This window comes from Rhodocista pekingensis, from assembly GCF_042665545.1.
GTDB classification, from domain to species: domain Bacteria; phylum Pseudomonadota; class Alphaproteobacteria; order Azospirillales; family Azospirillaceae; genus Rhodocista; species Rhodocista pekingensis.
Map to the genome: position 1 here is coordinate 88898 of NZ_JBHTCM010000015.1, position 26317 is coordinate 115214.

Annotated in this window: 21 protein-coding genes; 11 read left to right on the plus strand and 10 right to left on the minus strand. The window is 72.4% G+C overall.

Features of this window, described 5'->3' with window-relative positions; genetic code table 11:
• The first annotated feature begins 97 nt into the window (after nt 1–97).
• Nucleotides 98–1090, plus strand: coding sequence for a glycosyltransferase family protein (locus ACFQPS_RS14455; RefSeq protein ID WP_377359926.1), 993 nt, complete (start codon nt 98–100; stop codon nt 1088–1090).
• Nucleotides 1091–1117: 27 nt separating this feature from the next.
• On the opposite strand, the gene ACFQPS_RS14460 is transcribed toward ACFQPS_RS14455, so the two are convergent.
• Nucleotides 1118–1795, minus strand: coding sequence for an outer membrane protein (locus tag ACFQPS_RS14460; protein WP_377359927.1), 678 nt, complete (start codon nt 1793–1795; stop codon nt 1118–1120).
• A 355-nt stretch (nt 1796–2150) separates the two neighbouring features.
• Nucleotides 2151–5540, minus strand: coding sequence for a maltotransferase domain-containing protein (locus ACFQPS_RS14465; protein WP_377359928.1), 3390 nt, complete (start codon nt 5538–5540; stop codon nt 2151–2153).
• Nucleotides 5541–5831: 291 nt separating this feature from the next.
• Here ACFQPS_RS14465 and ACFQPS_RS14470 point away from each other — a divergent pair, with 291 nt between their 5' ends.
• Nucleotides 5832–6638 carry a polyphosphate kinase 2 family protein gene (locus ACFQPS_RS14470; protein WP_377359929.1) on the plus strand — a complete coding sequence of 269 codons (807 nt, stop codon included), beginning with the start codon at nt 5832–5834 and terminating at the stop codon, nt 6636–6638.
• A 121-nt stretch (nt 6639–6759) separates the two neighbouring features.
• On the opposite strand, the gene ACFQPS_RS14475 is transcribed toward ACFQPS_RS14470, so the two are convergent.
• The gene (locus ACFQPS_RS14475; RefSeq protein ID WP_377359930.1) at nt 6760–8058 is read right to left on the minus strand and encodes a hypothetical protein; all 1299 of its coding nucleotides are present in this window, start codon (nt 8056–8058) and stop codon (nt 6760–6762) included.
• A 651-nt stretch (nt 8059–8709) separates the two neighbouring features.
• Between ACFQPS_RS14475 and ACFQPS_RS14480 the strand changes: the two genes are divergently transcribed.
• Entirely contained in the window at nt 8710–9219 is a 510-nt protein-coding gene (locus ACFQPS_RS14480; RefSeq protein WP_377359931.1) for a hypothetical protein, read from the plus strand.
• A gap of 116 nt (nt 9220–9335) precedes the next feature.
• Here ACFQPS_RS14480 and ACFQPS_RS14485 read toward each other — a convergent pair whose 3' ends face one another.
• Genes ACFQPS_RS14485 through ACFQPS_RS14495 form a run of 3 tightly spaced genes read right to left on the minus strand, consistent with a single transcriptional unit; the run spans nt 9336 to nt 12394 of the window.
• A complete protein-coding gene (locus tag ACFQPS_RS14485) occupies nt 9336–10487 on the minus strand; it encodes a trans-sulfuration enzyme family protein (protein WP_377359932.1) in 1152 nt (383 codons plus the stop codon).
• Between the two features lie 36 nt (nt 10488–10523).
• Nucleotides 10524–11249 (minus strand): DUF1045 domain-containing protein, encoded by a 726-nt coding sequence (locus ACFQPS_RS14490; RefSeq protein WP_377359933.1) that lies wholly within the window; start codon nt 11247–11249, stop codon nt 10524–10526.
• The gene (locus ACFQPS_RS14495; protein ID WP_377359934.1) at nt 11246–12394 is read right to left on the minus strand and encodes an alpha-D-ribose 1-methylphosphonate 5-triphosphate diphosphatase; all 1149 of its coding nucleotides are present in this window, start codon (nt 12392–12394) and stop codon (nt 11246–11248) included. Before ACFQPS_RS14495 ends, ACFQPS_RS14490 begins: the two co-directional genes overlap by 4 nt.
• Nucleotides 12395–12802: 408 nt before the next feature.
• Here ACFQPS_RS14495 and ACFQPS_RS14500 point away from each other — a divergent pair, with 408 nt between their 5' ends.
• The 8 genes from ACFQPS_RS14500 (at nt 12803) to ACFQPS_RS14535 (ending at nt 21794) form a co-directional block, all read left to right on the plus strand.
• Complete coding sequence (locus ACFQPS_RS14500; RefSeq protein WP_377359935.1) at nt 12803–13918, plus strand: NAD-dependent epimerase/dehydratase family protein; 1116 nt, start codon at nt 12803–12805, stop codon at nt 13916–13918.
• Nucleotides 13915–15060: an NAD-dependent epimerase/dehydratase family protein gene (locus ACFQPS_RS14505; RefSeq protein ID WP_377359936.1), complete on the plus strand. Its 1146-nt coding sequence runs from the start codon at nt 13915–13917 to the stop codon at nt 15058–15060. Before ACFQPS_RS14500 ends, ACFQPS_RS14505 begins: the two co-directional genes overlap by 4 nt.
• Nucleotides 15061–15134: 74 nt before the next feature.
• Nucleotides 15135–16421 (plus strand): TIGR04295 family B12-binding domain-containing radical SAM protein, encoded by a 1287-nt coding sequence (locus ACFQPS_RS14510; protein WP_377359937.1) that lies wholly within the window; start codon nt 15135–15137, stop codon nt 16419–16421.
• Nucleotides 16414–17538 (plus strand): glycosyltransferase family 4 protein, encoded by a 1125-nt coding sequence (locus tag ACFQPS_RS14515; RefSeq protein WP_377359938.1) that lies wholly within the window; start codon nt 16414–16416, stop codon nt 17536–17538. The genes ACFQPS_RS14510 and ACFQPS_RS14515 overlap by 8 nt, the downstream gene beginning before the upstream one ends.
• Nucleotides 17539–17543: 5 nt before the next feature.
• A complete protein-coding gene (locus ACFQPS_RS14520; RefSeq protein WP_377359939.1) occupies nt 17544–18692 on the plus strand; it encodes a CgeB family protein in 1149 nt (382 codons plus the stop codon).
• Nucleotides 18693–18695: 3 nt separating this feature from the next.
• On the plus strand, nt 18696–19814 hold the full coding sequence (locus ACFQPS_RS14525) for a CgeB family protein (protein WP_377359940.1): 1119 nt from the start codon (nt 18696–18698) through the stop codon (nt 19812–19814).
• Nucleotides 19811–20983: a CgeB family protein gene (locus ACFQPS_RS14530; RefSeq protein WP_377359941.1), complete on the plus strand. Its 1173-nt coding sequence runs from the start codon at nt 19811–19813 to the stop codon at nt 20981–20983. Before ACFQPS_RS14525 ends, ACFQPS_RS14530 begins: the two co-directional genes overlap by 4 nt.
• 97 nt (nt 20984–21080) lie before the next feature.
• Nucleotides 21081–21794: a protein tyrosine phosphatase family protein gene (locus ACFQPS_RS14535; RefSeq protein ID WP_377359942.1), complete on the plus strand. Its 714-nt coding sequence runs from the start codon at nt 21081–21083 to the stop codon at nt 21792–21794.
• 48 nt (nt 21795–21842) lie between these two features.
• On the opposite strand, the gene ACFQPS_RS14540 is transcribed toward ACFQPS_RS14535, so the two are convergent.
• From ACFQPS_RS14540 to egtB, 4 genes are all read right to left on the minus strand, one after another.
• Entirely contained in the window at nt 21843–22988 is a 1146-nt protein-coding gene (locus ACFQPS_RS14540; RefSeq protein ID WP_377359943.1) for an acyl-CoA dehydrogenase family protein, read from the minus strand.
• 293 nt (nt 22989–23281) lie between these two features.
• Nucleotides 23282–23611, minus strand: coding sequence for a hypothetical protein (locus tag ACFQPS_RS14545; protein WP_377359944.1), 330 nt, complete (start codon nt 23609–23611; stop codon nt 23282–23284).
• Between the two features lie 495 nt (nt 23612–24106).
• Nucleotides 24107–24523 carry a nuclear transport factor 2 family protein gene (locus tag ACFQPS_RS14550; RefSeq protein WP_377359945.1) on the minus strand — a complete coding sequence of 139 codons (417 nt, stop codon included), beginning with the start codon at nt 24521–24523 and terminating at the stop codon, nt 24107–24109.
• A gap of 84 nt (nt 24524–24607) precedes the next feature.
• Nucleotides 24608–25981: an ergothioneine biosynthesis protein EgtB gene (gene egtB, locus ACFQPS_RS14555; protein ID WP_377359946.1), complete on the minus strand. Its 1374-nt coding sequence runs from the start codon at nt 25979–25981 to the stop codon at nt 24608–24610.
• Nucleotides 25982–26317: the final 336 nt, after the last annotated feature.

Genomic DNA, 26317 nt, shown 5'->3' on the forward strand with positions numbered 1-26317 from the left:
AGAACAGGCCAGACGGGCCGCGGCTTGCGGGCGCCGTGCCGCCGGCCTATACGCTTCCTGGTTACCCCCAACGATCCGCAAGCCCGTCAGGTGCGCGATGTCCCCGTCCAGGTCCCATATCCTGATCAGCGGCGGTGACGCCACCTACTATCCGATGCTGCTGGAACTGGTCGCCTCGGTCCGGCGCTTCCCGCAGGGGCGCGACTGTCCCTTCGGCATCGTGGATGCCGGCCTGACGACGGCGCAGCGCGCCCATCTCGAAGCCATCGGCTGCACCGTCGTCACGGCGGAATGGCACTATGATTTCCCGGCCGGCCGCATCCGGGACCGCGGCTATCTGCGCGCCAACATCGCCAAGCTGTTCCTGCCCGACTATTTCCCCGGCCACGAGGTGCTGGTCTGGATCGACGGCGATGCCTGGGTCCAGGACTGGGAGGCGGTGGACCTCTACATCCGCGCCGCCCGGCGGGGGCGCTTCGGCATCGTCGCCCAGACGGGCCGCTACCGGCAGGGCGAGCTGACGGTGAAGTGGCTGCTGGGCGGCATCGCCCGGGTGCGCTCCATCCTCTACAAGAACGGCCGCCGCGCCGGGCTGCCCGCCGACATCCTGCGGCCGCTCGCGGTCAGGGCCACCTTGAACGCCGGGGCCTATGCGCTGCGGGCGGATGCGCCGCACTGGGCGGCGTTCCGGAAATGGCAGGAGCGGGTGATCCACAAGGGCCACATCTTCACCTCCGACCAGCTCGCCATGGCGCTGGCCGTCTATGTCGACGGGCTGCCGCTGGAGCTGCTGCCGGACTGGTGCAACTACATGGGACCGTGGCGCTTCGATCCGGCGGCGGACAGGCTGGTGGAGTTCTTCCTGCCGCACCGGCCGCTGGGCATCGTGCATCTGGCCGGGCTCGACCGGATGCGCCGCGATCCCGCCTGCACGCTGCCCGTCCTCGACCTGGAGGACCGGCCGCATGAACTGACGCTGCGCTATCCGGAGTGGGAACGGCGGCAGGCCGAGGTCGCTTCTGTCATCGCGTCCGGGACCGTCGCCGCAGCGGTCGCCGCCCGCGCTCCGGCCGAACCGGAACCTGTCTGAGACGGGCCGCAATCGCCTGACGGGGGTTCAGGGGCCGCCGAAGCGGTAGCGCAGGCCGGCCAGGGCGGACCAGCTCTGAAGATCGTTGCCGGCATCGGTGCGGCCGGGGTCCAGGGCGATGTCGTTGAAGCCGGTGTAGCGGCCGTCCGCGAAGAAGGAGAGCTGTTCGCTGAACGGCATCGAGAAACCGACGATGCCCTGATAGGAGAGGATGTCGTCGCGCCCGACCAGGGTCGCCCCGCCCAGTCGCCCGGTGTCCAGTTCCAGCCGTGTCACGCCCAGGCCGACGCCGACATAGGGCGTGACCCAGCCGCTGAAGTCGATATCGACGAGGGCGTTCGCCATGACGCTCTGCCGGTCCAGCCGGTCGGCACCGGCCGGCAGGTCGGACACCGCGCCGCGGTCGGTCCGGCCGTGCATGTACTCGACCTCAAGCCGCAGCATCTCCATCGGACGCCAGCCGGCAGCGATCCCGCCGGACAGGGGTGTGCCCAGGGTCAGGGCGCTGCCCAGATTGAGGTCGCTGCTGGCCGGCAGGCCGGACGCGGTGCCCAGGCCGCGGTCCCAGCCGGTCGTCGATTTCAGGTAGAAGCCGTCATCCTGCGGTTTCGCGGCCGACGCGCCCTCTGCCCGGGCCGGCTGCGCGGCCAGGAGGGCGAGAAGGGAACCGGCGACGATCCAGGCACGCATGACCCAGGCACGCATGACGCGGACTCCGAATGGCGCTTCCTGTCCAGGGATGCAGTTTCCCGCTGGAGAAACGGGGCGCCCGCCCGTCCGGACCCGTTTCCCATGGTCGGTCTGGCCGATCATACGGCTACGGTTCCTTCACCAGACGATATAGGGTTTCCCGCGTCCGAACGGAAGACACCCGGAAGGACTGCACCGACCCGACTTATCGGGGGGCGACGCGGACCGCCGTCGGTGGTACGCTGGTCCTGTCGGGCAGGGCGCGCGCCGCCAGGTCCGACGTAGCCAGACTGCACCCCCGCCGGCTGTCGCCCGCGGGGGGTTTTTTTGTCCGGCCTCCAGGTCGCTCCGGCCGCGGGCGCGCGACGGGTCAGGACGGCCGGGTGATGCGCCAGAGGGCGGCCGGGTTGGTCCAGGGCTCCAGGGTCAGGTTCTGCCATTTGCCGTACCAGAACCAGCGCCCGCCGCTGAACAGGTCCTCCACCTGCACCGCGGCGTCGTCGGGCAGTCCCAGCTCCCACAACGGCACCTCGAACGGGACCTGATAGGCGCCCTGGTCGGGGTCCAGGCTGACGGCGCAGAGGATCATCGAGCTGCTGTCGCGTGGGTCCGCCTTGCCGAAATACAGCACCCCGTCGTGGTGCGCCGTGTAGAAGCGCAGGTTCGTCAGGTGCTGCAAGGCCGGCTCGTCGCGGCGGAGCTGGTTCAGGTGCCGGATGTACTCCCGGATGTTGCGGGGATCGTCCCAGTTCCAGGCGCGGATCTCGTACTTCTCGCTGTCGAGATACTCCTCCTTGCCCGGCAGCGGCGTGCCCTCGCACAGCTCGAAGCCGCTGTACATGCCCCAGACGCTGGACAGCATGGTGGCCAGCACGGCCCTGATCCTGAACATCGCCGGGTTGCCGGAATGCAGGTAGGGCGGATTGATGTCCGGCGTGTTCACGAAGAAGTTCGGCCGGTAGTACTCCTTCGCCGGCCCTTGGGTCAGCTCCACCAGATAGTCGGTCAGCTCCTGCTTGTGCCGCCGCCAGGTGAAGTAGGTGTAGCTCTGGGTGAAGCCCAGCTTCGCCAGCCGCTTCATCATCTTCGGCCGGGTGAAGGCCTCGGCCAGGAATATCGTGTCCGGGTGGCGGTCCTGCACCTCGCGGATCATCCATTCCCAGAAGGGCAGGGGCTTGGTGTGGGGATTGTCCACCCGGAAGATCTTCACCCCCTGCTCCACCCAGAACAGCACCACGTCGCGCAGGGCGAACCAGAGGTCCGGCAGGGCCTGCCGGTAGAAGTGGACGTTGACGATGTCCTCGTACTTCTTGGGCGGGTTCTCCGCGTATCGGATGCTGCCGTCGGGGCGCCAGTCGAACCAGTCCGGATGCTCCTTGATCCAGGGATGGTCCGGGCTGCATTGGATGGCGAAGTCCAGCGCGATCTCCAGCCCGTGCTCCTTGGCCGCCCGCACCAGCCGGCGGAAATCGTCCAGCGTGCCCAGCTCGGGATGGATGGCGTCATGCCCGCCGGCCTCCGAGCCGATGGCGTAGGGGCTGCCGGGATCGTCCGGCCCGGCGGTCAGAGAGTTGTTGCGGCCCTTGCGGTTGCTCCGGCCGATCGGGTGGATCGGCGGGAAGTACAGCACGTCGAACCCCATGTCCCGGACATAGGGCAGCTTGGCGATCACGTCGTCGAAGGTGCCGTGCCGCGTCGGATCGTCCGACATGGAGCGGGGGAACAGCTCGTACCAGGAGGAGAAGCGGGCCGCGAGCCGGTCCGCCACCACCTCCAGCGTCTGCGAGTGGGAGCGGTTGATGCGGGCGCCGAACCGCGCCATGTCCGCGGCCAGACTGTCGCCCAGCAGCAGCTCGGCCAGCCGCGGCCTGTCCTGGTCGGGCACGCCGCGCAGATGCTCCAGGTGCGCCGCCAGCGTGGCCTTGCCGCGGCCCTCGGCAGCCTCCACCGCTTTTTCCAGAATCCCGCGCCCCTCCACCAGTTCCAGCGACACGTCGCGGCCGGCATCGCGCTTTTTCACGAAGTCGGCGCGCCAGGTGGTGAACAGGTCGCGCCACGCCTCGATGCGGTACTCGTAGCGGGCGTTGCGGGTCAGCGGGATGCGGCCCGCCCAGCGGTCGTTGTCGACGAAGACCATGGGCGCCTCCGCCCACGCCGCCTCCCCGGTCACGCGGTACTGCACGACGGCCGCGATCCTGTCGTGCCCGTCGGCGAAGATGTCGGCCCACACCTCCATGACATCGCCGACCACCCGCTTGACCGCGAAGCGGCCGCCGTCCACGCAGGGGTAGATGTCTTCCACGGCCACCCGGTCCTCCGCCAGGGCGGCCAGCCGCGCGAGGGTGGCGCCGGGGTCGGGCGCGACCGCGGGCTTCGCCGGGCGGCCGCGGAAGATGCGCAGTTCCAGCGGTTCCAGCGCCAGGGGAGCGCCCGGCCGCAGCACGGCCGGGGCCTTCGACGGCGTGACGTCCTCGAAGCTGCCGCCGTCTCCCGCCGCCAGCAGGATCGCCGGGTCCAGGGAGCGGGGGCCGTCCGTGTCCGGGTTCAGCAGCAGCAGCGCGCTCTCCCCGCTGGCCGGGTCGCTGCGCAGCAGCGCCACCACCGGATCGTGCGCGCCGGTGATCCGGCGCAGCGGTCCCTCCCTGTTCAGGGCAGGGACAGACGCCTTCATGGCGTTCACGTCGGCGATGAAGCCGGACAGGTCCAGCCGCGGCTCCGCCGCCTCGGCCTGCCAGTCCTGCGGTCGCGTCTCCACCACGTTGAGCCGGCGGGTGAAGCCGTACTCGAAGCCGGCCGGCAGCATCACGCCCGAGGACACCGCGGCCGAGAACAGGTAGCGCATCTTCGTCAGCGCCGCGAGGTGGCGGGCATCCCCGGTGCCGGTCTCAGCCGCCAGCCGCTCGGTGTCGTGGCTCTCGGGGAAGGCGATCGTGGGGGCGATGGAGCGATACAGTTCGTACTGCTCCAGGAACCAGTCGGAGCGGAAGTCCCACCATTTGGCGCTGTTGAACAGGTAATCGAAGCCGGCATCCGCCAGCGAGGCCACCTGCTCCGGCGTGCAGCCCAGCGTTTCGGCGAAGAACGGCACCTCCGCATCGACGCTGCGCGCCGCTTCGATCAGGGCGCGCCAGACGCCCGCCGGCACCTGGTAGGCGGCGTCGCAGCGGAAGCCGGCGGCGCCCAGCCCGACCTGGTGGCGCACCCAGTCGGCCCAGTAGCGGATCAGCCCTTCACGGGATTCCTGTCGGCCGTAGTCCAGTTCCGCCAGATCGCCCCAGACCGTGACATCCGTCGGGTCCTGCGGGTTGGCCGCGCGGGGGCTGCGCAGGGAACCGTCCCGGTTGCGCACGTACCAGTCGGGGTGCTGCTCCGCCAGCAGGGCGTCCTTGGCCGTGTGGTTCACCACCAGATCCAGCATGACCCTCAGCCCGTGCCGGCGGGCCTCGGTGAAGAAGTCCCGCAGCAGCGTGTCCGTGTCGGCGTCCGCATCGCCGCGGAACAGGTCGTTCAGCCGGTAGGGGTCCTTCACGGCATAGAGGCTGCCGGAGAAGCCGGGATAGTGGACCGGGTTCAGGAAGACCCAGTCGAACCCCATGGCGGCGATGCGGGGAAGGTGGCGCTTCCAGTCCTCCACCGTGCCCGCCAGCAGCGGGAACAGGTTGTAGATGCGGGGACCGGCACCGGCGGGGCGCCGCGCCGTCGCCGGAGTCGGGTGGGTGGTGCCGGGGGTTCCCCGGCGGGTCTGGGCGGTCAGGGACATGGCGGCGACCTCTGCTCCGGCTGGCGGGCGTAGGGGGACGTCGCAGGCAAGACGTCGGCGGCGGTGGTGGCTGGCGCCGGGCAGGCGCCGCGGTCCGCGCGGGGACCGCCCCACCGAGAGAACCCGCCAGGAGGCGGGGCGGTTCCCGCGGCCGCTGGCCGCATGGCGAGCCCGGCCGGGTGGGCCCGTCTGAGCGGACCCGTCCGGGCGGAACCGCTGGATTGCCGGCGGCGGCGGCGTCAGACTGACCGGGGGCGGAGGAATGTCGGGAACGACAGGAAGGAGATGCGGATGGCTTTGGAGATACCCGACCGGTTCCGTCTCGACCGGCTGCCCGAACGGCAGCCCCGCTTTGCCGACAAGGCCGATTATGAGGACAAGCAGAGGGCCCTGCAACAGCGCATGGCCCGGATTCAGTTCTCCTATTTCTGGCAGGAACTGCGTGCCGTCATCGTCTTCGAGGGCTGGGACGCGGCGGGCAAGGGGGGTGCGATCCGCCGCATGACGGCGGAACTGGACCCGCGTGGGTTCCATGTCTGGCCCATCGCCGCCCCGACGGCCGACGAGCAGGGCCGGCACTATCTCTGGCGCTTCTGGCAACGCCTGCCCACGCCGGGCAGCGTCGCCATCTTCGACCGCTCCTGGTACGGCCGGGTGCTGGTGGAGCGGGTCGAGGGGCTGGCGAAGCGACCCGACTGGACCCGCGCCTATGACGAGATCAACGCCTTCGAGAAGATGCTGACGGACGACGGCATCCGCGTGATCAAGCTGTTCCTCAGCATCAGCCCGGAGGAGCAGGCCAAGCGTCTGCGCGAGCGGCTGGAGAAGCCCTGGAAGCGCTGGAAGCTGACGCCGGACGACCTGCGCGCCCGCGCCCGCTGGGACGAATATGTGGAGGCGGCGCAGGAGATGTTCGTCCGCACCTCCACCCCGGCAGCGCCCTGGACCCTGATCCCGGCGAACTCCAAATGGTGCGCCCGCGTCGATATCCTGCGCACCGTGGCGGACGCGCTGGCCGAGGGGGTTCCGATCGACCCGCCGCCGCTGGACCCCGGCTTCGCCAGGCTGGCCCAGGAGGCGCTGGGCGGAAAGGGCTGACGGCCCGCCGGCCGGGGGCGGTCCCGGACCCCCGACAGCAAACCGCCGCCCGGACGGGACTGTCCGGGCGGCGGTTTCCGATCAACGGTCGCGGTCGGGGGGGGGGCGGCGGCCCCCCGGATCACTTCTTCTGCTGCGGGGCCGGCTGCTGCGGGGCGGCCTGACCCTGCTGGGCCGGCGGCTCCTTCGCGGCGGCTTCCTTGAGCGCCTTCAGGATGCCGGCGGAGGCGGCTTCGGCCGTGGCCTTCTCGCTCTCCATGGCCTCATGTGAGAAGACCCCCAGGGTGCGCTGGGCCGACAGGTACATGACCAGGGAGACGAAGACCTTGCCCTCCTTCATCTCGCACAGGGCCGAGCCGGTGCGGAAGGTGACCTGCTTCACCGTCTCCACCGCCCCCAGGGTCGGCGTGAAGGTGCCCTGGCAGGTCTTGGAGACGCTGTCCACGTAGGTCTGGCTGATCTTGGCGAGGTCGCCCGCCTCTTCCCGGATCGGGAAGTTGCGGATGGAGCCCAGCACCTTCTGACCGATCTGCCAGGCGAAGTCGCCCGGGCGCTGTTCCGGCGGCATCTTGTCGACCGGCAGGGCGCGCGCGTCCTTCAGGCCGGCATCCAGCAGCAGCTTGGCGAGCTGCGGCGGCATCGCCGGCGGCGGCGGCGGGAGCTTGAGCGTGCCGGCGGCGGCCTGGTCCACGCAGGCGGACAGGTCGCTGAGCGCCTTCGAGGTGCCCTTGAGCTGGAACGCCACGCCCTGGCCGGGCAGCATCACGGTCAGCACGTTGCCGGTGCCGATCCCGCGCGCGATCTCTTCTTCCTGGCCGGTGTTCAGGGCGACCAGCTCGGGCGCGACGACGGCGCCGTTGATCTCCTTGTCCAGCTTGGAGTCGATCTTGATCTGTGCCTTGAAGCGGGCGCCGGGAGGCATCTGGGCCCCGGGCGCGCCGATCATCAGGTTGGTCTTCTTGTTCGGACCCTGAAGCATGATCAGGATCAGATTGTTGTCGAACCGGTTCTCCGCGGCGCACAGCTTGAAGCTGCCGTCGGAATAGACGTCCGGCGCGATGTCCCAGGTGCCCTGCGGCACGCCGGTCTTCTCCGGCGGCTTGGACGGGGCGCGCTGCGCCTGGGCCTGGGGAGCCTGACCCTGCGGGGCCTGGGCCTGCGGCGCCGGGCGCGGCTGCTGCGGCTGTGCGGCCGGACGCGGCTGCTGGGCCGCGGGAGCCTGCTGCGGACGTTGCGTGATCGTCCCCGCGGCGGTCGAGCCCGAGGGCGTCGACTGCACCGTGCCCGGCAGGATCAACCCGCCGCCGGAGCCCGGCTGCTCGGTCTGCGGGGTGGACTGGGCGGCGGCGCTGCCGGCCACGGTGAGCGCGGCGCCGGCCAGGAGCAGGCGCGCGAGCTTCAGCGAAACATGAGGAACCACGGAAGAAGGACCCTTCTCGACACTGGCGCGAGGGACCCTAGGGCAGGCCCAACCTGCACGCAAGGGGCCTCCGCGCGGAACCGGCATGCTGGCGGGGGTCTGCCGGCGAATGCCACGACGCCGTCGTTCCGGCGCCACACCGTCGCCGCATTTCCGCTTCTGCCCGCTCCGGGCAGACAGGTCGCCCCCCGTTGCGGGCCTTCTTTCCCGCCGCTTCCTGACGGTTTCCGCCGCGCCGGGGCGGACTCGGCCGCCTTGCCCCGCCCGTTCCCCGACTGTCGGCGTTCTGGCCGAGTCTGCCCGGCAAGACCATTCGTTACCGATGCGGACCGAACGTTGTCTTCCGCCGGATCCGGCCGCTATGGCGGTCCTGCCTTCACAGGGTCTTAACAGACCGCCGTCAATACTGATTGCGGACAGGGCTCCATTGCCATCCTGCCCTCCCTGCCTTCTCCGGAGCCGGCGCATAAGTGGCCGGCCGGACCGGTCGGAGCCGGCGTTAGTCGTACCGGCGGGCAGGGGGCGGCCGGAGCGCAATTGATGAAAATTGCGCGCAATTCGCGTCCTGATTTCCATCGAACCGGAATAATTACGGCTGGAAAGCATCTTTATTCCGGGGTACAATGTTCGCATAGCATTCGGAGGGGGCGGATGCGTCTGGTCGCTGTTCTGGCTTTCACGCTGTTTCTCTCGGCGCCCATGCTGGCGGATGAGACGCTGGCGCCGGAGGAGGTCGGGCGGTTCATCGCCGCGGCGGAACAGATCGCCGCCGCTGTTCCCGTCGGTTCCGACGGGACAAACCAGCATCCGATCGCCCAGCTTCTGACGGACACCGCGGTGATCCAGCCGGTCATCGCCCGGCACGGCTTCAGCGAACGGCGCTGGCGCTCGGTGGGCAACCGCGTTCTGGCCGCGCACCGGGCGGAGCTGATCCTGCGTCCGATGGCGGTCGCGGCCGCAGCGCCGGTGCGCAAGCGCCCCGATGCCCGGACCGACGGGACCTTCATGCAGGCCTCGGCCACCGCCGCGGATCAGGTCGCCCTGCGCAGCGTGGCGCGGGAGATGCGCAACGATCTGGCGGCCTTCGCCCGCGACACGGAAGAGGACCGCAAGGCCATCGCCCCGTTCCGCGACCGGCTGGATGCCCTGATCCCGCGTTGATCGCGCGCTGATATCCCAGCCCGGCGGCGGGCTGGCGGGACAGCCCCCCAGCCCGTCTTCTCCGGCCGCTCTGCCGATCCAGGCACCGTTCTCCTGCGGGCCATGCCCCCTGCGGGCTATGCCCGGAGCGTGTCCAGCGCCTGTTCCAGGTCCGCGATCAGGTCGTCGGCATGTTCGATGCCGCAGGACAGGCGCAGCAGGTCCTGCGGGCAGGGGCTGTCCGGCCCCTCGATGGAGCCGCGGTGCTCCACCAGGCTCTCCACCCCGCCCAGCGAGGTGGCCCGGGTCCAGACCCGCAGCGCCGCCGACGCGGCCACCGCCCCCGCCGACCCGCCCTTCACCCGCACCGACAGCATGCCGCCGAAGCCGCCGTTCATCTGCCGCGCGGCCACCGCGTGGCCGGGATGCGACGGCAGGCCGGGATAGAGCACGGCCTCCAGCCTCGGGTGGCCGTCGAAATGCTCCGCCAACCGCTGCGCCGTGGCGCAGGCGCGCTCCACCCGCAGACCCAGGGTCCGCATCCCGCGCAGCAGCAGCCACGCCTCGAACGGGCCGGGGACGGCGCCCTGGGTGGCGCGGATGGCGGCGATGCGCTCCCAGAAGCCGTCGGCGTGCGCCGTCGCCAGGGCACCGCCCAGCACGTCGCTGTGGCCGTTCAGGTACTTGGTGGCCGAGTGCATGACGATGTCGGCGCCGTGTTCGACCGGCCGGGTCAGCAAGGGCGTCGGCACCGTGTTGTCCACGGCCAGCCAGGCGCCGGCCCGGCGGGCGATCTCGGCGCAGGCGGCGAGGTCCGTCACCTCCCAGGTCGGGTTGGCCGGGGTTTCGGCCCAGATCAGCTTCGTCCGGCCCGGCCGCACCGCCGCCGCCACGGCGGCCGGATCGCGCATGTCCACGAGGTCGAGCCCGAGGCCCCACTGCGCGGCGAAGCCCTTCAGCCAGTTGCGCAGGCCCCAGTACATCACCTGCGGCGCGATCACATGATCGCCCGGCTCCAGCGCCTGGAACACGGCCGTGGCCGCCGACATGCCGGAGGAGAACAGCAGCGCCTGCGCTGCGCCCTCCAGAGTCGCCAGCAGCGTTTCCGCCCCGTCGAAGGTCGGGTTGAAGGGCCGGGCGTAGCTGTGCCCGCCGGGGTAGGAGAGATCGCCCGCGCGCAGGAAGGTGGTGGCGGGATGCACCGCCGGGACGACGCCGTGCGTCGCCGGGTCGTGCGCCCCCAGCGCCCGGGCCAGCAGCGTGTCGGGGTGGATCGGGTCGGGGCGCATGGCGGTCTCGCGGATGCCGGAAGGACGGTGTCCGGTTTAGCGCGCCGCCGGCCCTGCCGCCAGCGGGAAGCGCTCCACCAGCCGGAACGGCTCCCCCCGCCGCGTCTGCCGGAAGAGGGCGAGCTCGCGCACCGGCAACGGCAGCCGGCGCAGCGGCGCGAAGACCGCCTCCAGCGCCGCGTCCACGGCCGCGGTCGCATCGGGCGGCACCGGGTCGGTCAGGGTCATGTGGAAGCGGAACTCCCCCAGCACGTAGGGATAGCCCCAGCGGTCCAGCATCGCCTGCTGCCCCGGCGTCAGCCCCGCGGCCAGCCGGCGCGCCAGCTCCGCCGGCGTCGGCGGGGCGCGGAACCCGTCCAGTCCGCGCACGCAGGCGGCGGCGAGCCGGTCCAGGTCCAGGCAGTCCGCGGCCGGGACCAGGGCGCGGAAGTCCCCCAGCCGGGCCGGGCGCAGTGGCGGCGCGTCGAACGGCGCCAGCCCGGCCGCAAGCTCCGCCACGGCGGCGCGCAGCTCCGCTTCCGTTCGGCCGGCGGCCAGGGCGAAGGGGGGCTTGAGGGTGGCGTGGAAGCCGTAGCCGGCCGCGGTGGCGGTCAGTCGGGCCAGGTCCGCGGCCGAAATCCCGGTATCGGGCCGGGGCGGTGTCTCCCCCGTCTCCGGGTCGCGGCCCAGCCAGGCCGTGCCCAGGCGCCAGTGCGGCGTGTCGCGCGGCGGCGCGTAGTAGACCGCCCAGCGGCCGGTATCCTCCGCGCTGCCGGCGGTCACAGCACGCGCCGCCCACGGCTCCAGACGCGCCGCACCACGGGGCCGTGCGCCGTCTCCCGCACCTGCACCAGATCGGCGCGCAGGCCGGGCGCGATCTCGCCCCGGTCGTCCAGGCCCAGCACCCGCGCCGGGGTGCGGCTGACCGTGGCGACGGCCGCCGGCAGGGTGATGCCCGCGTCCCCGGCCAGCCGGAAGACGGCCTGCATCAGGCTGGCCGGCATGTAGTCGGACGACAGCATGTCCAGCAGCCCGGACCGCGCCAGCTCCAGGGCCGAGACGTTGCCCGAGTGCGACTGGCCGCGCACGACGTTCGGCGCCCCCAGCACGGTCAGCAGCCCGTGCTCCCGCGCCGCGGTCGCTGCCGCGGCCGTCGTCGGGAATTCGGAGATGACGAAGCCCAGGGCCTTCGCCTCCGCCACATGCTCCGGCGTCTCGTCGTCATGGCTGGCGACGGGGATGCCGCGGGCGCGGCAGGCGTCCGCCAGCAGGGCGCGGTGGCGCGCGGCGTGGCGCGCCTGCCGCTCGCGGCTCTGGTCGATGGCCGCGTCCACCTCCGCCTCCGAGGCGCCGAACGCTTCCTGGTAGCGGCGGAACTTCGTCAGGTCCGCGAACTGGCGCTGGCCCGGCGTGTGGTCCATGACGGAAACCAGCCGCACCGCGGGCTCGCCGGCATGCGCCTCGAACAGGGACGGCAGGTCGGGGTCCGTCACCTCGCAGCGCAGATGCAGCAGGTGGTCCGCGCGCAGGTGCCCGGCCTCCCGCGCGGCGGCAAGACCGGGGATGGCGGCCGCGGCGATGCCGGCCCAGTCGCGGCCGGGCCCCGCCCCGATGCAGAGCGCGTCCAGCACCGTCGTGATGCCCGCCGCGGCCACCTGCGCGTCATGCGCCAGCACGGCGGAGAAGGCGGGCCAGACGACGCCGGGCCGCGGCGTCAGGTGCTTTTCCAGATTGTCGGTGTGGATCTCCACCAGCCCCGGCAGCAGCAGGTCGCCCTCAAGGTCGAGCGCGCCGGGCGGTATGCGGCGGTCCCCGTCGATCGCGGCGATGCGGCCGCCGGCCACGGCCACGCTGCCGGGGACGACGGCATCGGCCAGCACGAGGCGGGCATTTCCCAGGATCATCGTATCGGAGACTGAATCGGACAAGGCGGAGCCGGGGATCGTGCGCGGAAGGGGGCCGCGCGGAAGCGCGGGGGTGGCACCATACGCCCTTCTCGCCCTGTCCGCGACCCCGGCCGAACGGAGTAGGTCCCGCGGTCGGGCGGATGGCAGGGGGGCCGGAACCGGCGACGCGGCCCCGCGGCGACGGCCCGTCCGTCCGGGCTACCCAGCCCGGTCGGACGGGATTGAAGAAGAAGAGCCTCCGGAACCTCGGCGGCCATCTCTCGTTAAGGCCGCGAACAGGTTTCCGGCGGCGATACCCCGTCCCGACAGCCGGTCCCGGCATCCAGGCCCCCTTCGACCTGCGGCGCTTCTGCCGCCGGAAACGGGAGCGGCCATCCGGCGGAGGCCGGTCGGCGCCGGGCGGGGCGGGTCCGCCAAGACGAGGACCCCATGGCGAAATCCATCCTGATCACGGGCGGCGCCGGCTTCATCGGCTCGCACCTGGCCGACGAGCTGCTGGCCGCCGGCCACCGGGTGCGGGTCCTGGATTCCCTCTCGCCGCAGGTCCATGCCGACGGCGAGCGGCCCGCCTATCTCGATCCCGGGGTGGACCTGCTGCGCGGCGACGTGCGTGACCCCGGCGCGGTGTCGCGCGCCCTGACCGGGGTCGATGTCGTCTACCATTTCGCCGCCATGGTCGGCGTCGGCCAGAGCATGTACCAGGTCGCGGACTACACCTCCGTGAACGATCTCGGCACCGCCGTGCTGCTCCAGGCCCTGATCGAGCGGCCGGTCGAGCGGCTGGTCGTCGCCTCCTCCATGAGCGTCTACGGCGAGGGGCTGTACCGCACGCCCGACGGCCGCACGGTGGAGGGGGAGGAGCGCGGGCGCGCCCAGCTCTCCCGCGGGGAGTGGGAGCTGCGCGCCGCCGACGGCGCGCCGTTGCAGCCGGTGCCGACGCCGGAGGGCAAGCGCCCCTCGCTCGCCTCGGTCTATGCGCTGGGCAAGTATGTGCAGGAGCGGCAGTGCCTGCTGGTCGGCGCGGCCTACGGCATCGCCACGGTGGCGCTGCGCTTCTTCAACGTCTACGGCACCCGGCAGGCGCTCTCGAATCCCTATACGGGGGTGCTGGCGATCTTCGCCTCGCGCCTGCTGAACGGCAACCGGCCGATGATCTTCGAGGACGGGCGGCAGAAGCGCGACTTCGTGCATGTGCGCGACGTGGCCCGCGCCTGCCGGCTGGCGCTGGAGCGGCCGGCCGCGGCCGGGGAGGCGGTGAACATCGGCTCCGGCCGGGCCATCGCCATCGACGACCTGGCCGGCCGGCTGGCGGGGATCGTCGGGCGGCCCGACCTCGTGCCGGAGATCACCGGGCGCTGCCGCGTCGGCGACATCCGCCATTGCTTCGCCGACATCGGCAAGGCCCGTGCGGTGCTGGGCTATGCACCGCAGGTCGGGCTGGAGGAGGGGCTGACGGAACTGGCGGACTGGCTGTCCGGCCAGATCGCCGTGGACCGGGTGGAGCAGGCGGCCCGCGAGCTGGCCGCCCGGGGGCTGACGGTATGAGCTGCCGCACGGCTGCCGGACTCTCCGGAACCGACCTGTCGGCGGGAGAGGCGCTGGCGCGGCTGCCCGGTCCGCCCGACCGGCCGGTGCTCATCACCGGCGGCGCCGGCTTCGTCGGCACCAACCTGGCGGACCGGCTGGCGCGGGAGGGACGGCGCGTTATCGTGCTGGACGATCTGAGCCGCCCGGGCGTGGAGCGCAACCTCGCCTGGCTGCGCGCCATGCATGGCGACCGCATCCTCCCCGAGCTGACCGACATCCGCGACGGCGACCGGCTGGGCCGCGCCGTCGCCCGCAGCGCCGCCGTCTTCCACCTCGCCGCCCAGGTGGCGGTGACGACCAGCCTGCGCGACCCCGTCCACGATTTCGAGGTCAATGCCGGCGGCACCCTGCGCGTGCTGGAGGCGGTGCGGGCACAGCCGGAGCCGCCGCCGCTCGTCTTCAGCTCCACCAACAAGGTCTACGGCGCCCTGCCGGACCTGGAACTGGTGGAGGAGGCGGACCGCTGCCGCCCGGCGGACCCCGGCCAGGCCGGCGGCGTGCGCGAGGACCGGCCGCTGGACTTCCACAGCCCCTATGGCTGCTCCAAGGGGGCGGCGGACCAGTACGTGCTGGACTACGCCCGCAGCTACGGGCTGCCGGCCACGGTCTTCCGCATGAGCTGCATCTACGGCCCCCACCAGTTCGGGACGGAGGACCAGGGCTGGGTCGCGCACTTCCTGATCGCCGCGGCGGAAGGCCGGACCATCACCCTGTTCGGCAGCGGCCGGCAGGTGCGCGACATCCTGCATGCGGAGGACCTGGTGGACGCCTTCCTGCTGGCGCTCGGCCACCGCGATGCCGTCGCCGGCCGCGTCTTCAACATCGGCGGGGGGCCAGCCAACGCCGTCAGCCTGCGCGAGGTGCTGGAGCAGATCGCCGGGCTGGACGGGCGGCTGCCGGCGGTGGAGTACGGCCCGTGGCGGACCGGCGACCAGCCCTGGTACGTCGCCGATACCTCCCGCTTCCGGCAGGCCACCGGCTGGACGCCCGGCATCGCGGCCGCCGACGGGATCGCCCGGCTGCACCGCTGGCTGCACGGGGAGCGGCCCGGGCTGCCGCTGGTCGAGGTGGTGGCGCGGTCGCTGCCCGCCGCCCAGTAGACCCCGCCCGGTGCCCACCGGGGCACCGCCTGATGCCCGACCGCCCGAAGCCCGGGCCGACCGGAGGACAGAGCATGCGCGTGGCGCTGGTGAACCCGAACTGGAGCTTCGAGGGCTCGATCTATTTCGGCTGCCGCGAGCCGCACCTGCCGCTGGAGTTCGGCTACGCCAAGGCCCTGCTGGAGCGCGACGGCCATGTGGCGGAGATCCTGGACGCCCAGCTTCTGGAGCTGTCCGACGCGGCGCTGCTGGCGCGGGTTCAGGAGTTCCGGCCGGACATGACGGTGGTGACCACCGCGCCGAGCTACCTGTTCTGGCGCTGCTGCCCGCCGGAGCTGCGGGTGCCGCAGGCCGTGGTGCGGCTGCTGCGGCCGGTCGCGGGTACGCTGGTCGGCGTCGGCCCGCACGCCTCCACCACGCCGCGGGCGGCGCTGGCGAAGCTGGGCGTGGACGTGGTGGTGCAGGGCGAGTGCGAGGAGCCGATCGCGCTGCTCGCGTCGGGCCGGGACTGGCGCTCCATCCCCTCCCTCTGCCATGGCCGCGACGGGGAGGTGCGGGTGCAGGGCGGCCCCTATGCCGGGACCTTCACGGACCTGCCGGCGCTGTCCTGGCCGGACGACTGGATCGCCCGCCACCGGCATCACCATCACCGTTTCGATGCGCCGCCCGAGGGTCCGGGGGCGGAGGTGGAGGCCAGCCGCGGCTGCCCCTACGCCTGCACCTTCTGCGCCAAGGAGAACTTCCGCGACCGCTACCGCCGCCGCCCGGTGGAGGTGGTGATGCGGGAGATCGACGGGCTGATCGCCCAGGGCGTGGAGTATGTCTACTTCATCGACGAGATCTTCCTGCCCAACCGGCCGCTGCTGGAGGCGCTGGCCGGGCGGCCGGTGCGCTTCGGGGTGCAGACCCGGATCGACCTCTGGAAGCCGGAGATGATCGCGCTGCTGGGCCGCGCCGGCTGCGTCTCCATCGAGGCGGGGGTGGAAAGCCTGACGGCGGAGGGGCGGCAGGCGCTCGACAAGGACTGCCGCCTGTCCACGGAGGAGCTGACGGAGCGGCTGATCCTGGCCCGGCGGCATGTCGCCTTCGTCCAGGCCAACCTGATCGACGCCGGCGACGACGATCCCGCCACCGTCCGGGCCTGGCGCGACCGGCTGCGGGCGCACGGCGTCTGGGCCAACGACCCGGTGCCGCTGTTCCCCTATCCGGGCTCCCCCGACTACCGCAGGCTCTGGGGCCTGCCCGACGACCGTGCCTGGGAGCGCGCGCTGGACCATTACCTTGCCGTCCATGGCCGCTTCAGCGACCTCCAGGACGAGCGCCCGCGCCCGCTCGCCGACCTGGAAGCGGCCCATGGCTGAGCGGATCTCCGGGTCAGGAGAGCCCCTGCATGTCCTGATGACGGCCGACTGCCTGGGCGGCATCTGGGACCATGCGCTGACCCTGGCGGGACAGCTCGGCCGGTCCGGCACCCGCACGACGCTGGCCATGCTGGGCGGACCGCTGGCGCCCGACCAGCGGGACGCCGCGGCCGCCGTTCCCGGCCTGCACCTGGAGGAAAGCGACTGGCGCCTGGAATGGATGCCGGACGCCGGCGCCGACGTGACCCGTTCCGGCGACTGGCTGCTGGACCTGGAGGAGCGGCTGCGGCCGGACGTGGTGCATGTCAACGGCTACGCCCATGCCGCCCTGCCGTTCCGGGCGCCCGTCCTCTGCGCGGGGCATTCCTGCGTCCGCTCCTGGTTCGCCGCCGTGCGCGGGACGCCGCCGCCGTCCGACTTCGACCGCTATGCCGAGGGCGTGCGGGCCGGCCTCGCCGCTGCCGGCACGGTGGTGACGCCCAGCCGGACCATGGCGGCGGCACTGGCCTTCCACTACGGCGTGCCGGTCGAGCCGGTGGTGATCCCCAACGGCGTCGTGGTGGAGGACTTCGCCCCCGCGGCGAAGGACGACCTGATCCTGTCCGTCGGCCGCATCTGGGACGAGGGCAAGAACATCGCCGCCCTGGATGCCGTCGCGCCCCTGCTGGGCAGCCCGGTCGCCGTGGCCGGGGAGGCGCGGCACCCGGACGGCTCGCAGCGGGCGCCGAGCAACGTCGCCCTGCTGGGCCGTCTGCCATCGGCGGAGCTGCGCGACTGGTACGCCCGCGCCGCCGTCTTCTGCCTGCCCGCCCGCTACGAGCCGTTCGGGCTGGCCGTGCTGGAAGCGGCGCTGTCGGGCTGCGCCCTGGTGCTGGGGAACAGCCCCGGCCTGCGCGAGAACTGGGACGGCGCGGCGGTCTTCGTCGATCCCGACGACACGGCCGGACTGGCGCGGGCGCTGAACCGGCTGGTCTCCGACCATGCGCGGCGCTGCGATCTGGCGGAACGGGCGCGCATCCGCGCCCGCCGCTTCCGGGCCGACACCATGGCCCGCTCCTATCTCGGCGCCTATGCGGCGCTCACCGGGGCGCCGCGGCGCCGCTACGGCGTGGGGTGACGGTCATGCGCTTCGTCTTCTTCGTGCATTCCCTCTTCTCCGACTGGAACCATGGCAATGCGCACTTCCTGCGCGGCGTCGTGACGGAGCTGCTGGCGCGGCGGCACGAGGTCTCCGTCTGGGAGCCGGCGGACGGCTGGAGCCGCGCCAACCTGCTGGCACAGCACGGGGAGGGGGCGCTGGCCGAGATCCGGGCCGCGTTCCCGCATCTCCGCTCCCACGACCATGACCTGTCCGGCCCCGGCGGCGAGGCGGTGCTGGAGCGGGCGCTGGACGGGGCCCTGGACGGGGCGGACGTGGTGCTGGTCCATGAATGGAACGACCCCGCCCTGGTCGCCGCCCTGGGCCGGCGGCGGGCGCGGGGCGGGCGCTTCCGGCTGCTGTTCCACGACACCCACCACCGCAGCGTCACCGCCCCGGAGGAGATGGCGCGCTACGACCTCTCCGCCTATGACGGGGTGCTGGCCTTCGGCCAGGCGGTGGCGGAGCGCTACCGCGCCCGGGGCTGGGGCCGGCAGGCGCGGGTCTGGCACGAGGCCGCCGACACCCGCCTGTTCCGGCCGCAGCCGACGCCGGAGGCGCGGCGCGACCTGATCTGGATCGGCAACTGGGGCGACGGCGAGCGCACCGCGGAGCTGCACGAGTTCCTGCTGGAGCCGGTGCGCACGCTGGGCCTGCGCGCCCGTGTCCACGGCGTGCGCTATCCGGAGGAGGGGCGGCGGGCGCTGGCCGAGGCCGGCATCGCCTACCGCGGCTGGCTGCCGAACCACCGCGCCCCGGCGGCGCTGGCGGCGCACCGGGTGACCGTGCATGTGCCCCGCCGGCCCTATGTGAAGGCGCTGCCCGGCATCCCGACCATCCGGGTGTTCGAGGCGCTGGCCTGCGGCATCCCCCTGGTTTCCGCCCCCTGGACGGACAGCGAGGGGCTGTTCCGGGCCGGGCGCGACTTCCGGATGGTCCGCACCGGCGCGGAGATGGCGAAGGCGCTGCGCGAGCTGCTGTCCGATCCCGATGCCGCCGCGGCGCAGGCCCGCAACGGCGTCGAGACGATCCGCAGCCGTCATACCTGCGCCCATCGGGTGGACGAGCTGCTGGCCTGCTGCGCCGAGCTGGGGGTGCGCGGGTCCTCTCCCGCGCTTGCGGAGGTGTCCTGAACCATGACCGGCCTGAGCATCGCCTTCTACGGATCGAGCCTTGTCTCCGCCTACTGGAACGGGGCCGCGACCTACTACCGGGGCATCGTCAAGGAACTGGCGGCCCGCGGCCACCGCGTCACCTTCTTCGAACCCGACGCCTATGAGCGGCAGAAGCACCGCGACATCCCCGATCCGGACTGGGCCCGCGTCGTCGTCTACGAGGCGACGGAAGCGGGCGTGGCACAGGCGCTGGAGCAGGGGCGCGGCGCCGACGTGGTGGTGAAGGCCAGCGGCGTCGGTGTCTTCGATGCGCTGCTGGAGGCCGCGGTGCCGGAGATCCGGCGCCCGGACGGGCTGGCCGTGTTCTGGGACGTGGACGCCCCGGCGACGCTCGCGCGCCTGCACGCCGATCCGGCCGATCCCTTCCACGCCGCGCTGCGCCGCTATGATGCGGTGCTGACCTACGGCGGCGGCCAGCCGGTGGTGGATGCCTATGGCGCGCTGGGCGCCCGGGAGTGCGTGCCGGTCTACAACGCGGTCGATCCCGCCACCCACCATCCGGTGCCGCCCGACCCGCGCTTCGCGGCGGCGCTGGCCTTCCTGGGCAACCGGCTGCCCGACCGCGAGGCGCGGGTGGAGGAGTTCTTCCTGCGCGCCGCCGCCCTGCTGCCGGGGCGGCCCTGCCTGCTGGGCGGGGCGGGTTGGGACGACAAGCCGCTGCCGGGCAATGTGCGACATCTGGGCCATGTCTTCACCGCCGACCACAACGCCTTCAACTGCACCCCGCTGGCCGTGCTGAACGTCAGCCGCGAGAGCATGGCCGCCACCGGCTTCTCCCCCGCCACGCGGGTGTTCGAGGCGGCGGGGGCGGCGGCCTGCCTGATCACCGACGCCTGGGAGGGGATCGGCCTGTTCCTGGAGCCGGGCCGGGAGGTGCTGGTCGCACGCGACGGCGCCGAGGTGGCGGCGCTGGTCGCCGGGCTGACGCCGGAGCGCGCCCGCGCCATCGGCGCCGCGGCCCGGAACCGGGTGCTGGCGGAGCACACCTACGCCCACCGGGCGGTGCTGGTGGAACGGCTGCTGACCGGGCGGCTGGCGCAGGAGCGGGCGCAGCCGGTCCCGGCGGGGATGCCGGCATGACGGGGGCGCTGGACATCGTCGTGCTGGGGCTGTCCATCACCTCATCCTGGGGCAACGGGCATGCCACCACCTACCGCGGCCTGCTGCGCGAGCTGGCCGCCCGCGGCCACCGGGTCACCTTCCTGGAGCGCGACGTGCCCTGGTACGCCGCGGCGCGGGACTGCCCGGACCCTGTCGGGGTGCGGACGGCGCTGTACGGCTCCCTGGAGGAGCTGCGCGACCGCTTCGGCGCGGCGGTGCGGGACGCGGACGCGGTGATCGTCGGTTCCTACGTGCCGGACGGGGTGGCGGTGGGGGACTGGGTGCTGGCGACGGCCGGCGGCCTGACCGCCTTCTACGACATCGACACGCCGGTGACGCTGGCGGCCCTGGCGGGGCAAGGCGGGACGGAGTACCTGACGGCCCGGCAGATCGCCGCCTACCGCCTCTATCTCTCCTTCACCGGCGGGCCGACCCTGCGCCGGCTGGAGCGGGAGTTCGGCGCCCCCATGGCGCGGGCGCTCTACTGCTCGGCCGATCCGGCCCTGCACCGGCCGCAGGAGGTCGCGGCGGACTGGGCGCTGGGCTATCTCGGCACCTACAGTCCCGACCGCCAGCCGGTGCTGGAGCGGCTGCTGCTGGAGCCGGCCCGGGCCCTGCCGGGCGAGCGCTTCGTCGTGGCCGGGGCGCAGTATCCGGACGGTATCGCCTGGCCGGACAACGTGGCGCGGATCGCGCATCTGGAGCCGGCCCGCCATCCCGGCTTCTACAGTGCCCAGCGATTCACCCTGAACGTGACCCGCGCCGACATGGTGCAGGCCGGCTGGTCGCCCAGCGTGCGGCTGTTCGAGGCGGCCTGCTGCGGCACCCCGATCATCAGCGATCCCTGGCCGGGGCTGGACAGCCTGTTCCGGCCGGGGCGGGAGATCATCGTCGCCCGCACGGCGGCGGAGGTGCTGGAAGTGCTGAACGGCATGACGCCCGAGGCCGCCGCGGCGCTGGGCCGGCGGGCGCGGACGCGGGCGCTGGCCGCGCACACGGCCGCCCACCGGGCCGCGGAGCTGGAAGGCCACCTGCACGCGGCGCTGACCCGTCGCCCGGTGCCTGCCCGGTCCGCGCCCGCCACGCCGGCAGCGCCCCCGCCGGTGTCCGCCCTGCGGCGCCTTGCCAAGGGCACGGCGGCCGGTTGACGGGTCCGCATACATTCAGAGGAAATTCACGATCTATGTTGTGGACAGCCGGTCGCAGCTCGGGTTAGCTGGCCTGGGGAGTTGGGGCGAGGCGTCCATGTTCCATGACCGGGCCGGCAGCGAGGGCGACCTCGTCTGCACCGTCGAGCGCCATCCGACGCTGGCGGATCGGCGTCATCTTGTCGGGCGCTGGATCAATTCGGTGTTCAAGGACCATGCCTTCCTGCGCATGGCCTACAAGAACATGTTCAGAATATCGCCGGGGATGTACCGGTCGAGCCAGCCGACCCCGGCGCACATCGCCGCCGCCAAGCGGATGGGCATCCGCACCATCATCAATCTGCGCGGCCGGCGCGACGACTGCGGTTCCTATTTCCTGGAGGAGCGGGCCTGCCGGGAGCACGGGATCACCCTGGTGGATTTCCCGGTCAATTCCCGTGACGCCCCGCGCAAGCACATCCTGCACGCCGCGCGCGACCTCTGGGCCGGCGTTGAATACCCCGTGCTGATGCACTGCAAGGCCGGCTCCGACCGGGTCGGCTTCATGAGCGCGCTCTACATGCTGGTGCACGAGAAGCGCCCGCTGGAAGAGGCGGTGCGCCAGTTGAACTGGCGCTACGGTCATCTGCGCGCCGCCAAGACCGGCATCCTCGACCAGTTCTTCGAGGAATACGCCGCCCGCAACGCCGAGAGCCCGATCGACTTCTACGACTGGGTGGATCAGGTCTACGATCCGCCGGCGCTGAAGGCCCGCTTCATGTCGCGCTGGTGGGCGAATGTCCTGATCGACCGCGTGCTGAAGCGGGAATAGCCGGGCGGGGAGGTCCCGCCCGGCGCCCGTCCCTGGCTCCCCGCCGGTTCAGGCGGCGTCCTCCAGGCTGCCGAAGCGGCGCAGATGGTGGTCTGTGCTGCCGAAGGCCACCTCGATCGCCATCAGGCGCTTCATGTAGTGGCCGACATTCAGCTCCTCCGTCACGCCCATGGCGCCGTGTAGCTGCACCGCCTGCTGTGCCACGAAGCGGGCGGCCTGCCCGACCTTGGCCTTGGCGGCGGACATGGCGCGGCTCCGGACCGCCGCATCGGCCGTGTCCCAGTGCCGGGCCGCATAGGCCGCCATGCTGCGGGCCTGCTCCAGGCAGACGGCCATGTCGGCCATCCGGTGCTTCAGCACCTGGAAGCGGGCGATGGGCTGGCCGAACTGCACCCGGGTGCGGGTATATTCCACCGTCGCCGCGACCAGATGGTCGATGCAGCCCACGGCCTCGGCGCAGAGCGCGGCGATGGCGCGGTCCGTCGCCGCCTCGATGGCCGGCAGGGCGCTGCCCTCCGGCCCCAGCAGGGCGTCCGTCGGGACGGTGACGCCGGTCAGTGTCACCTCCGCCGCGCGCTGCCCGTCCAGCGTGGGATAGTCGCGCAGATCCAGGCCCGGTGCCGCGCGATCCACCAGGAACAGGCTGATGCCGCTGCGGTCGCGCCGGTCGCCGGCGGTGCGCGCGGCGACGATCAGCCAGTCCGCCGCTGGCGCGTTCAGGACCACCGACTTCCGTCCGTCCAGGACATAGCCGCCGCCCTCCTGCCGCTGCGCCGTCGTGGCGATGTCGAACAGGTCGTAGCGGGCCTGCCGCTCGGCATGGGCAAGGGCGAGCTGGAGCCGGCCCTCCAGCAGGGGTTCCAGCAGCGCCGACCGGCGCCCGCCCTCCGCCAGCGCCGCGACCAGGCCGCCGCACAGGATGACCGTCGGGACATAGGGCTCCACCACCAGGCCGCGGCCGAACGCTTCCATCAGGATCGCCACCTCGGGCCCGCCGCCGCCCAGGCCACCGTCGGCCTCGGCGAAGGGCAGGGCCAGCCAGCCCAGCTCTGCGAAGGTGGCCCAGTGCCGGCGGGAGAAGCCGCCGGCCTCCGCCACCACCGCCTTGCGCTGTTCGAAACCGTAGGCGTCGCGGACGAAGCGTTCGACGCTGTCCCGCAGCAGGCGCTGTTCGTCGCTGAGCGACAGATCCATGGCAGACCTCCCCGTTCCGTTCGGTCCGCCGCCCCGGCGACGGGGCCGGCGGCGTGCGACGTGGCGCGCACGGACTCTGTTCTGGATCGGGGGAGAGGGACCGTCAACCGGGCGGCCCTGGCCGGACCGGCCCCGCGTCGCGCCCGACCGCTGGGCGGTCTGCCGCCGGGGGAGGATCGCCGGGGCGGCAGGGAAGAGGGGGGGCGGAAACGACGACGGCCGCCCGGGCGTCCCCGGCGCGGCCGCACCAGACCGCCCCGGCACCGGGCCGGGGCGGGAACCGTCATGTCGGATCAGGCAGCCCAGACTTCCGGCAGGACGCGGCTGGTCATCTTCTCCATGGACAGCCAGCGGCAGTGCCCCGAGACGGACTGCAACAGCGCCATGACCGGCTCGTCGCCGTCATTCTCCAGGGTCGCCAGACGGAAATACGCGACCATCCGGCCGTAGCCGTCGCCGCACACCCGCTCCAGCGCGAAAGCCGTGCCCTGCGCCGCCTCGGCCATCGCCTCGGTGACATCGACGCCGACAGGCATGTCGCCCAGCGTCACCGCCACACCGCGCATCGGGAGGTCGCCATGCAGGCTGACCAGGAAATCCGAACACTTCGTGTTCCCGTTCATTCCAACTTCCTTTCAGAACTGAATGGTCGTCGCCCGTGCATTTCCCCAGGTTTCCGCCCGGGTGATTTGCCGGCGCTCCGCCCGGTCTCCACCTGCCACCCACCGACCGCCCTGGTGCGCCGATACCCTGGCGCTCCCGCAGGTTGCACTCCGGACACTCCGCCGTGATCTGCCATCGGACGGCCTGTGCCGGACGACTTTCCCGATGACCTTGACGAGAGATATAATGTCCGCCCGCTGAAAAATACACCTGCCGGGGTGCCGCACCGCGCGCAATGCTGGCCCCACACCGGATTCGTGCGGCCCGACGCCGCAGTGGTCTTCACGGAGCGGGGGTGGCTTCCCCAAGTAGTGAGCGTTTGCGGTGACGGCCGATTACTTGGATTCGAGTATCCGGCCGGGTCTTGCGGCAAGGTTGTTGCGCGCGGAGTCCCGATCCGGCCACAGATCCACCTCCGGATGCGGGCCAGAGGGGGCCGGGGCCTGCCGGTGCGGTCAGTGCAGGACAGGCGGACCGGAGTGGGGTCGGGCCACATCCCCGGGCCGGATGCGCGCCAGCGGCGTGGCGTGATGCAGTGCCAGACGCCAGACGCCGTCCTCCAGCACGAACCCGTTGCAGGCGGCCGTCAGCCCGATGCTGACCTCCTCCTGGCAGATGACCAGGGCAGTGTCCGCCGTCAGTTGCAGCACCTGCTCCCTCTCGATGCGGATCTCCAGTGTGCGTCTCGTGGTGAAGATCTCCCGCCAGCTCCGCAGGATTTCCTCGCGGTCGGTCATGGGGTGCCAGCCGGGATGGATGCAGGCGACCGGGTGGGCCCAGGCCCACACGGCCTCCATCCCCGGCAGCTCGCGGCCCAGGAAGGCTGCGTAGAACCGCCGGTTGACCTCCAGCACCCGATCCCGCTCGTCCATGACGCCCGCCCCGCCTGTCCTTTTCTCCGCGAACACTCTATTATGATAGCGGGTCGCGGGGCGGGGTGCACGGACGCGGTTGCCTCAGACATCCTCCGCCAACCGGATACCCGTCATGTGCCAGCGGGATGAGGGCGTCAGATGGTGGCGGAAGCTGGCCCGCACCAGATCGCCCGGCGTCAGCGCGCTGCCGCCCTTCAGCACCATGCGCCCGGCGGCGGGCAGGCCGGCATGTTCGCCCACGGCCTTGTCGCTGGGCGACCAGCGCGGATAGGGGACCAGCGGGCTGGACGTCCATTCCCAGCAGTCGCCGTAGAGCTGCCAGGGGCCGTCCCCGGCGCAGGCCGCCACCGCCGGGTGCAGCCGCCCGTAGTCCAGCAGGTTGCCGGTCCGGCGCAGCGGCTGCGCCGCCACTTCCCATTCCGCCTCGGTCGGCAGGCGCCGCCCGTCCCAGCGGGCGAAGGCGGCGGCCTCGTACCAGCTCACATGGCAGACGGGTTCCTCGCCGTCCAGCAGCCGTGTCCCGGACAGGGTGAACTGGAACCAGTCCGGCCCCCGCTTGAACCAGTAGAGCGGTGCCCGCCAGCCCTCGCGCTGGGCCGTCGTCCAGCCCTCGGGATCCCAGAGAGCCGCGTCGGCATAGCCGCCGTCCTCGATGAACTCCAGGTACTCGGCATTGGTGACCAGCCGGCCGGACAGGCGGAACGGCTCCAGCCAGACGACGTGGCGTGGCTCCTCCAGGTCGAAGGCGACGCCGGACCCGTCATGCCCGATCCCCTCCGGACCGCCCGGATGCACCATCCAGCTCTGCCCCGCGGCCGCCGCCAGGGCCGCGGGCTGCGGCGGCTGGTAGGTCGGGCGCAGCGGGTTGGACCAGAAGGCATGCTTGGCGTCGGCCAGCAGCCGCTCCTGGCAGTACTGCTCATGCTGGAGGGCCAGCTCGATGCGGCGGGCGACGCCGGCCCACTCGGCGTCCGGCGTCTCGTCGATCAGACGCAGCACGGCGGCGTTCACATGGTCGCGGTACTGCCGCAGCTCCTCGTGGCCGGGTCGGGAGAGCAGGCCGCGCGCAGCGGCGGGATGGCAGGTCGGCTGCGGCTCCACGCAGGTGTTGAAGAGGAAGGCGAAGCGGTCGTCGAAGGCGCGGTAGCCGGACGCGAACCGTTCCAGCACATGGCGCTCCAGGAACCAGGAGGTGTGCGCCAGATGCCACTTCACGGGGCTCGTCTCCGGTGCCGACTGGACCATCTGGTCCTCCGGCGTCAGCGGCGCCGCGAGCTGGCCGGTCACGGTGCGGATGCGCCGGAAGCGGGCGGCCAGCAGCGGCCGCGGCTCGGCGGCCGAAGCCGCGGCCGGCGCGGCTGGCGGCGGCTGGGCGGCGGCGGCGGTGTCACCGGGGGCCGCGCGCCGCGGGGGCGGGAAGGTGGGACCGGCCATGGCCGGGTCGGGCGTGATCATCGGTGCGATCTCCCCTGTCGTCCCCGCGCGGGATCGTTCCCGTGGGGGCCGCCGACGACCGACCTCGCCGGGCGCGGCGGATCATGCTCCCGATGATTGAACGTCATCGGAATGCAACAGGACCAGTGCGCGGATCAGGATTCGCTCAGTTCAATCGGATGTCCGGCTCCCTTTGGCGGGAGCACTCCCGGGGGTGCTGACCCGGCGGTGCAGCGCCGGCCCCCGGACCCTGAGTGTCCGGGAAGGGGGCGGGGCACTGCCTGCCGGGACCACCTGTCCGGCTCCGCGGCTTTTGCCGTGGCACGCATGATACACCCGCAGGCTCCCCATGGTCCG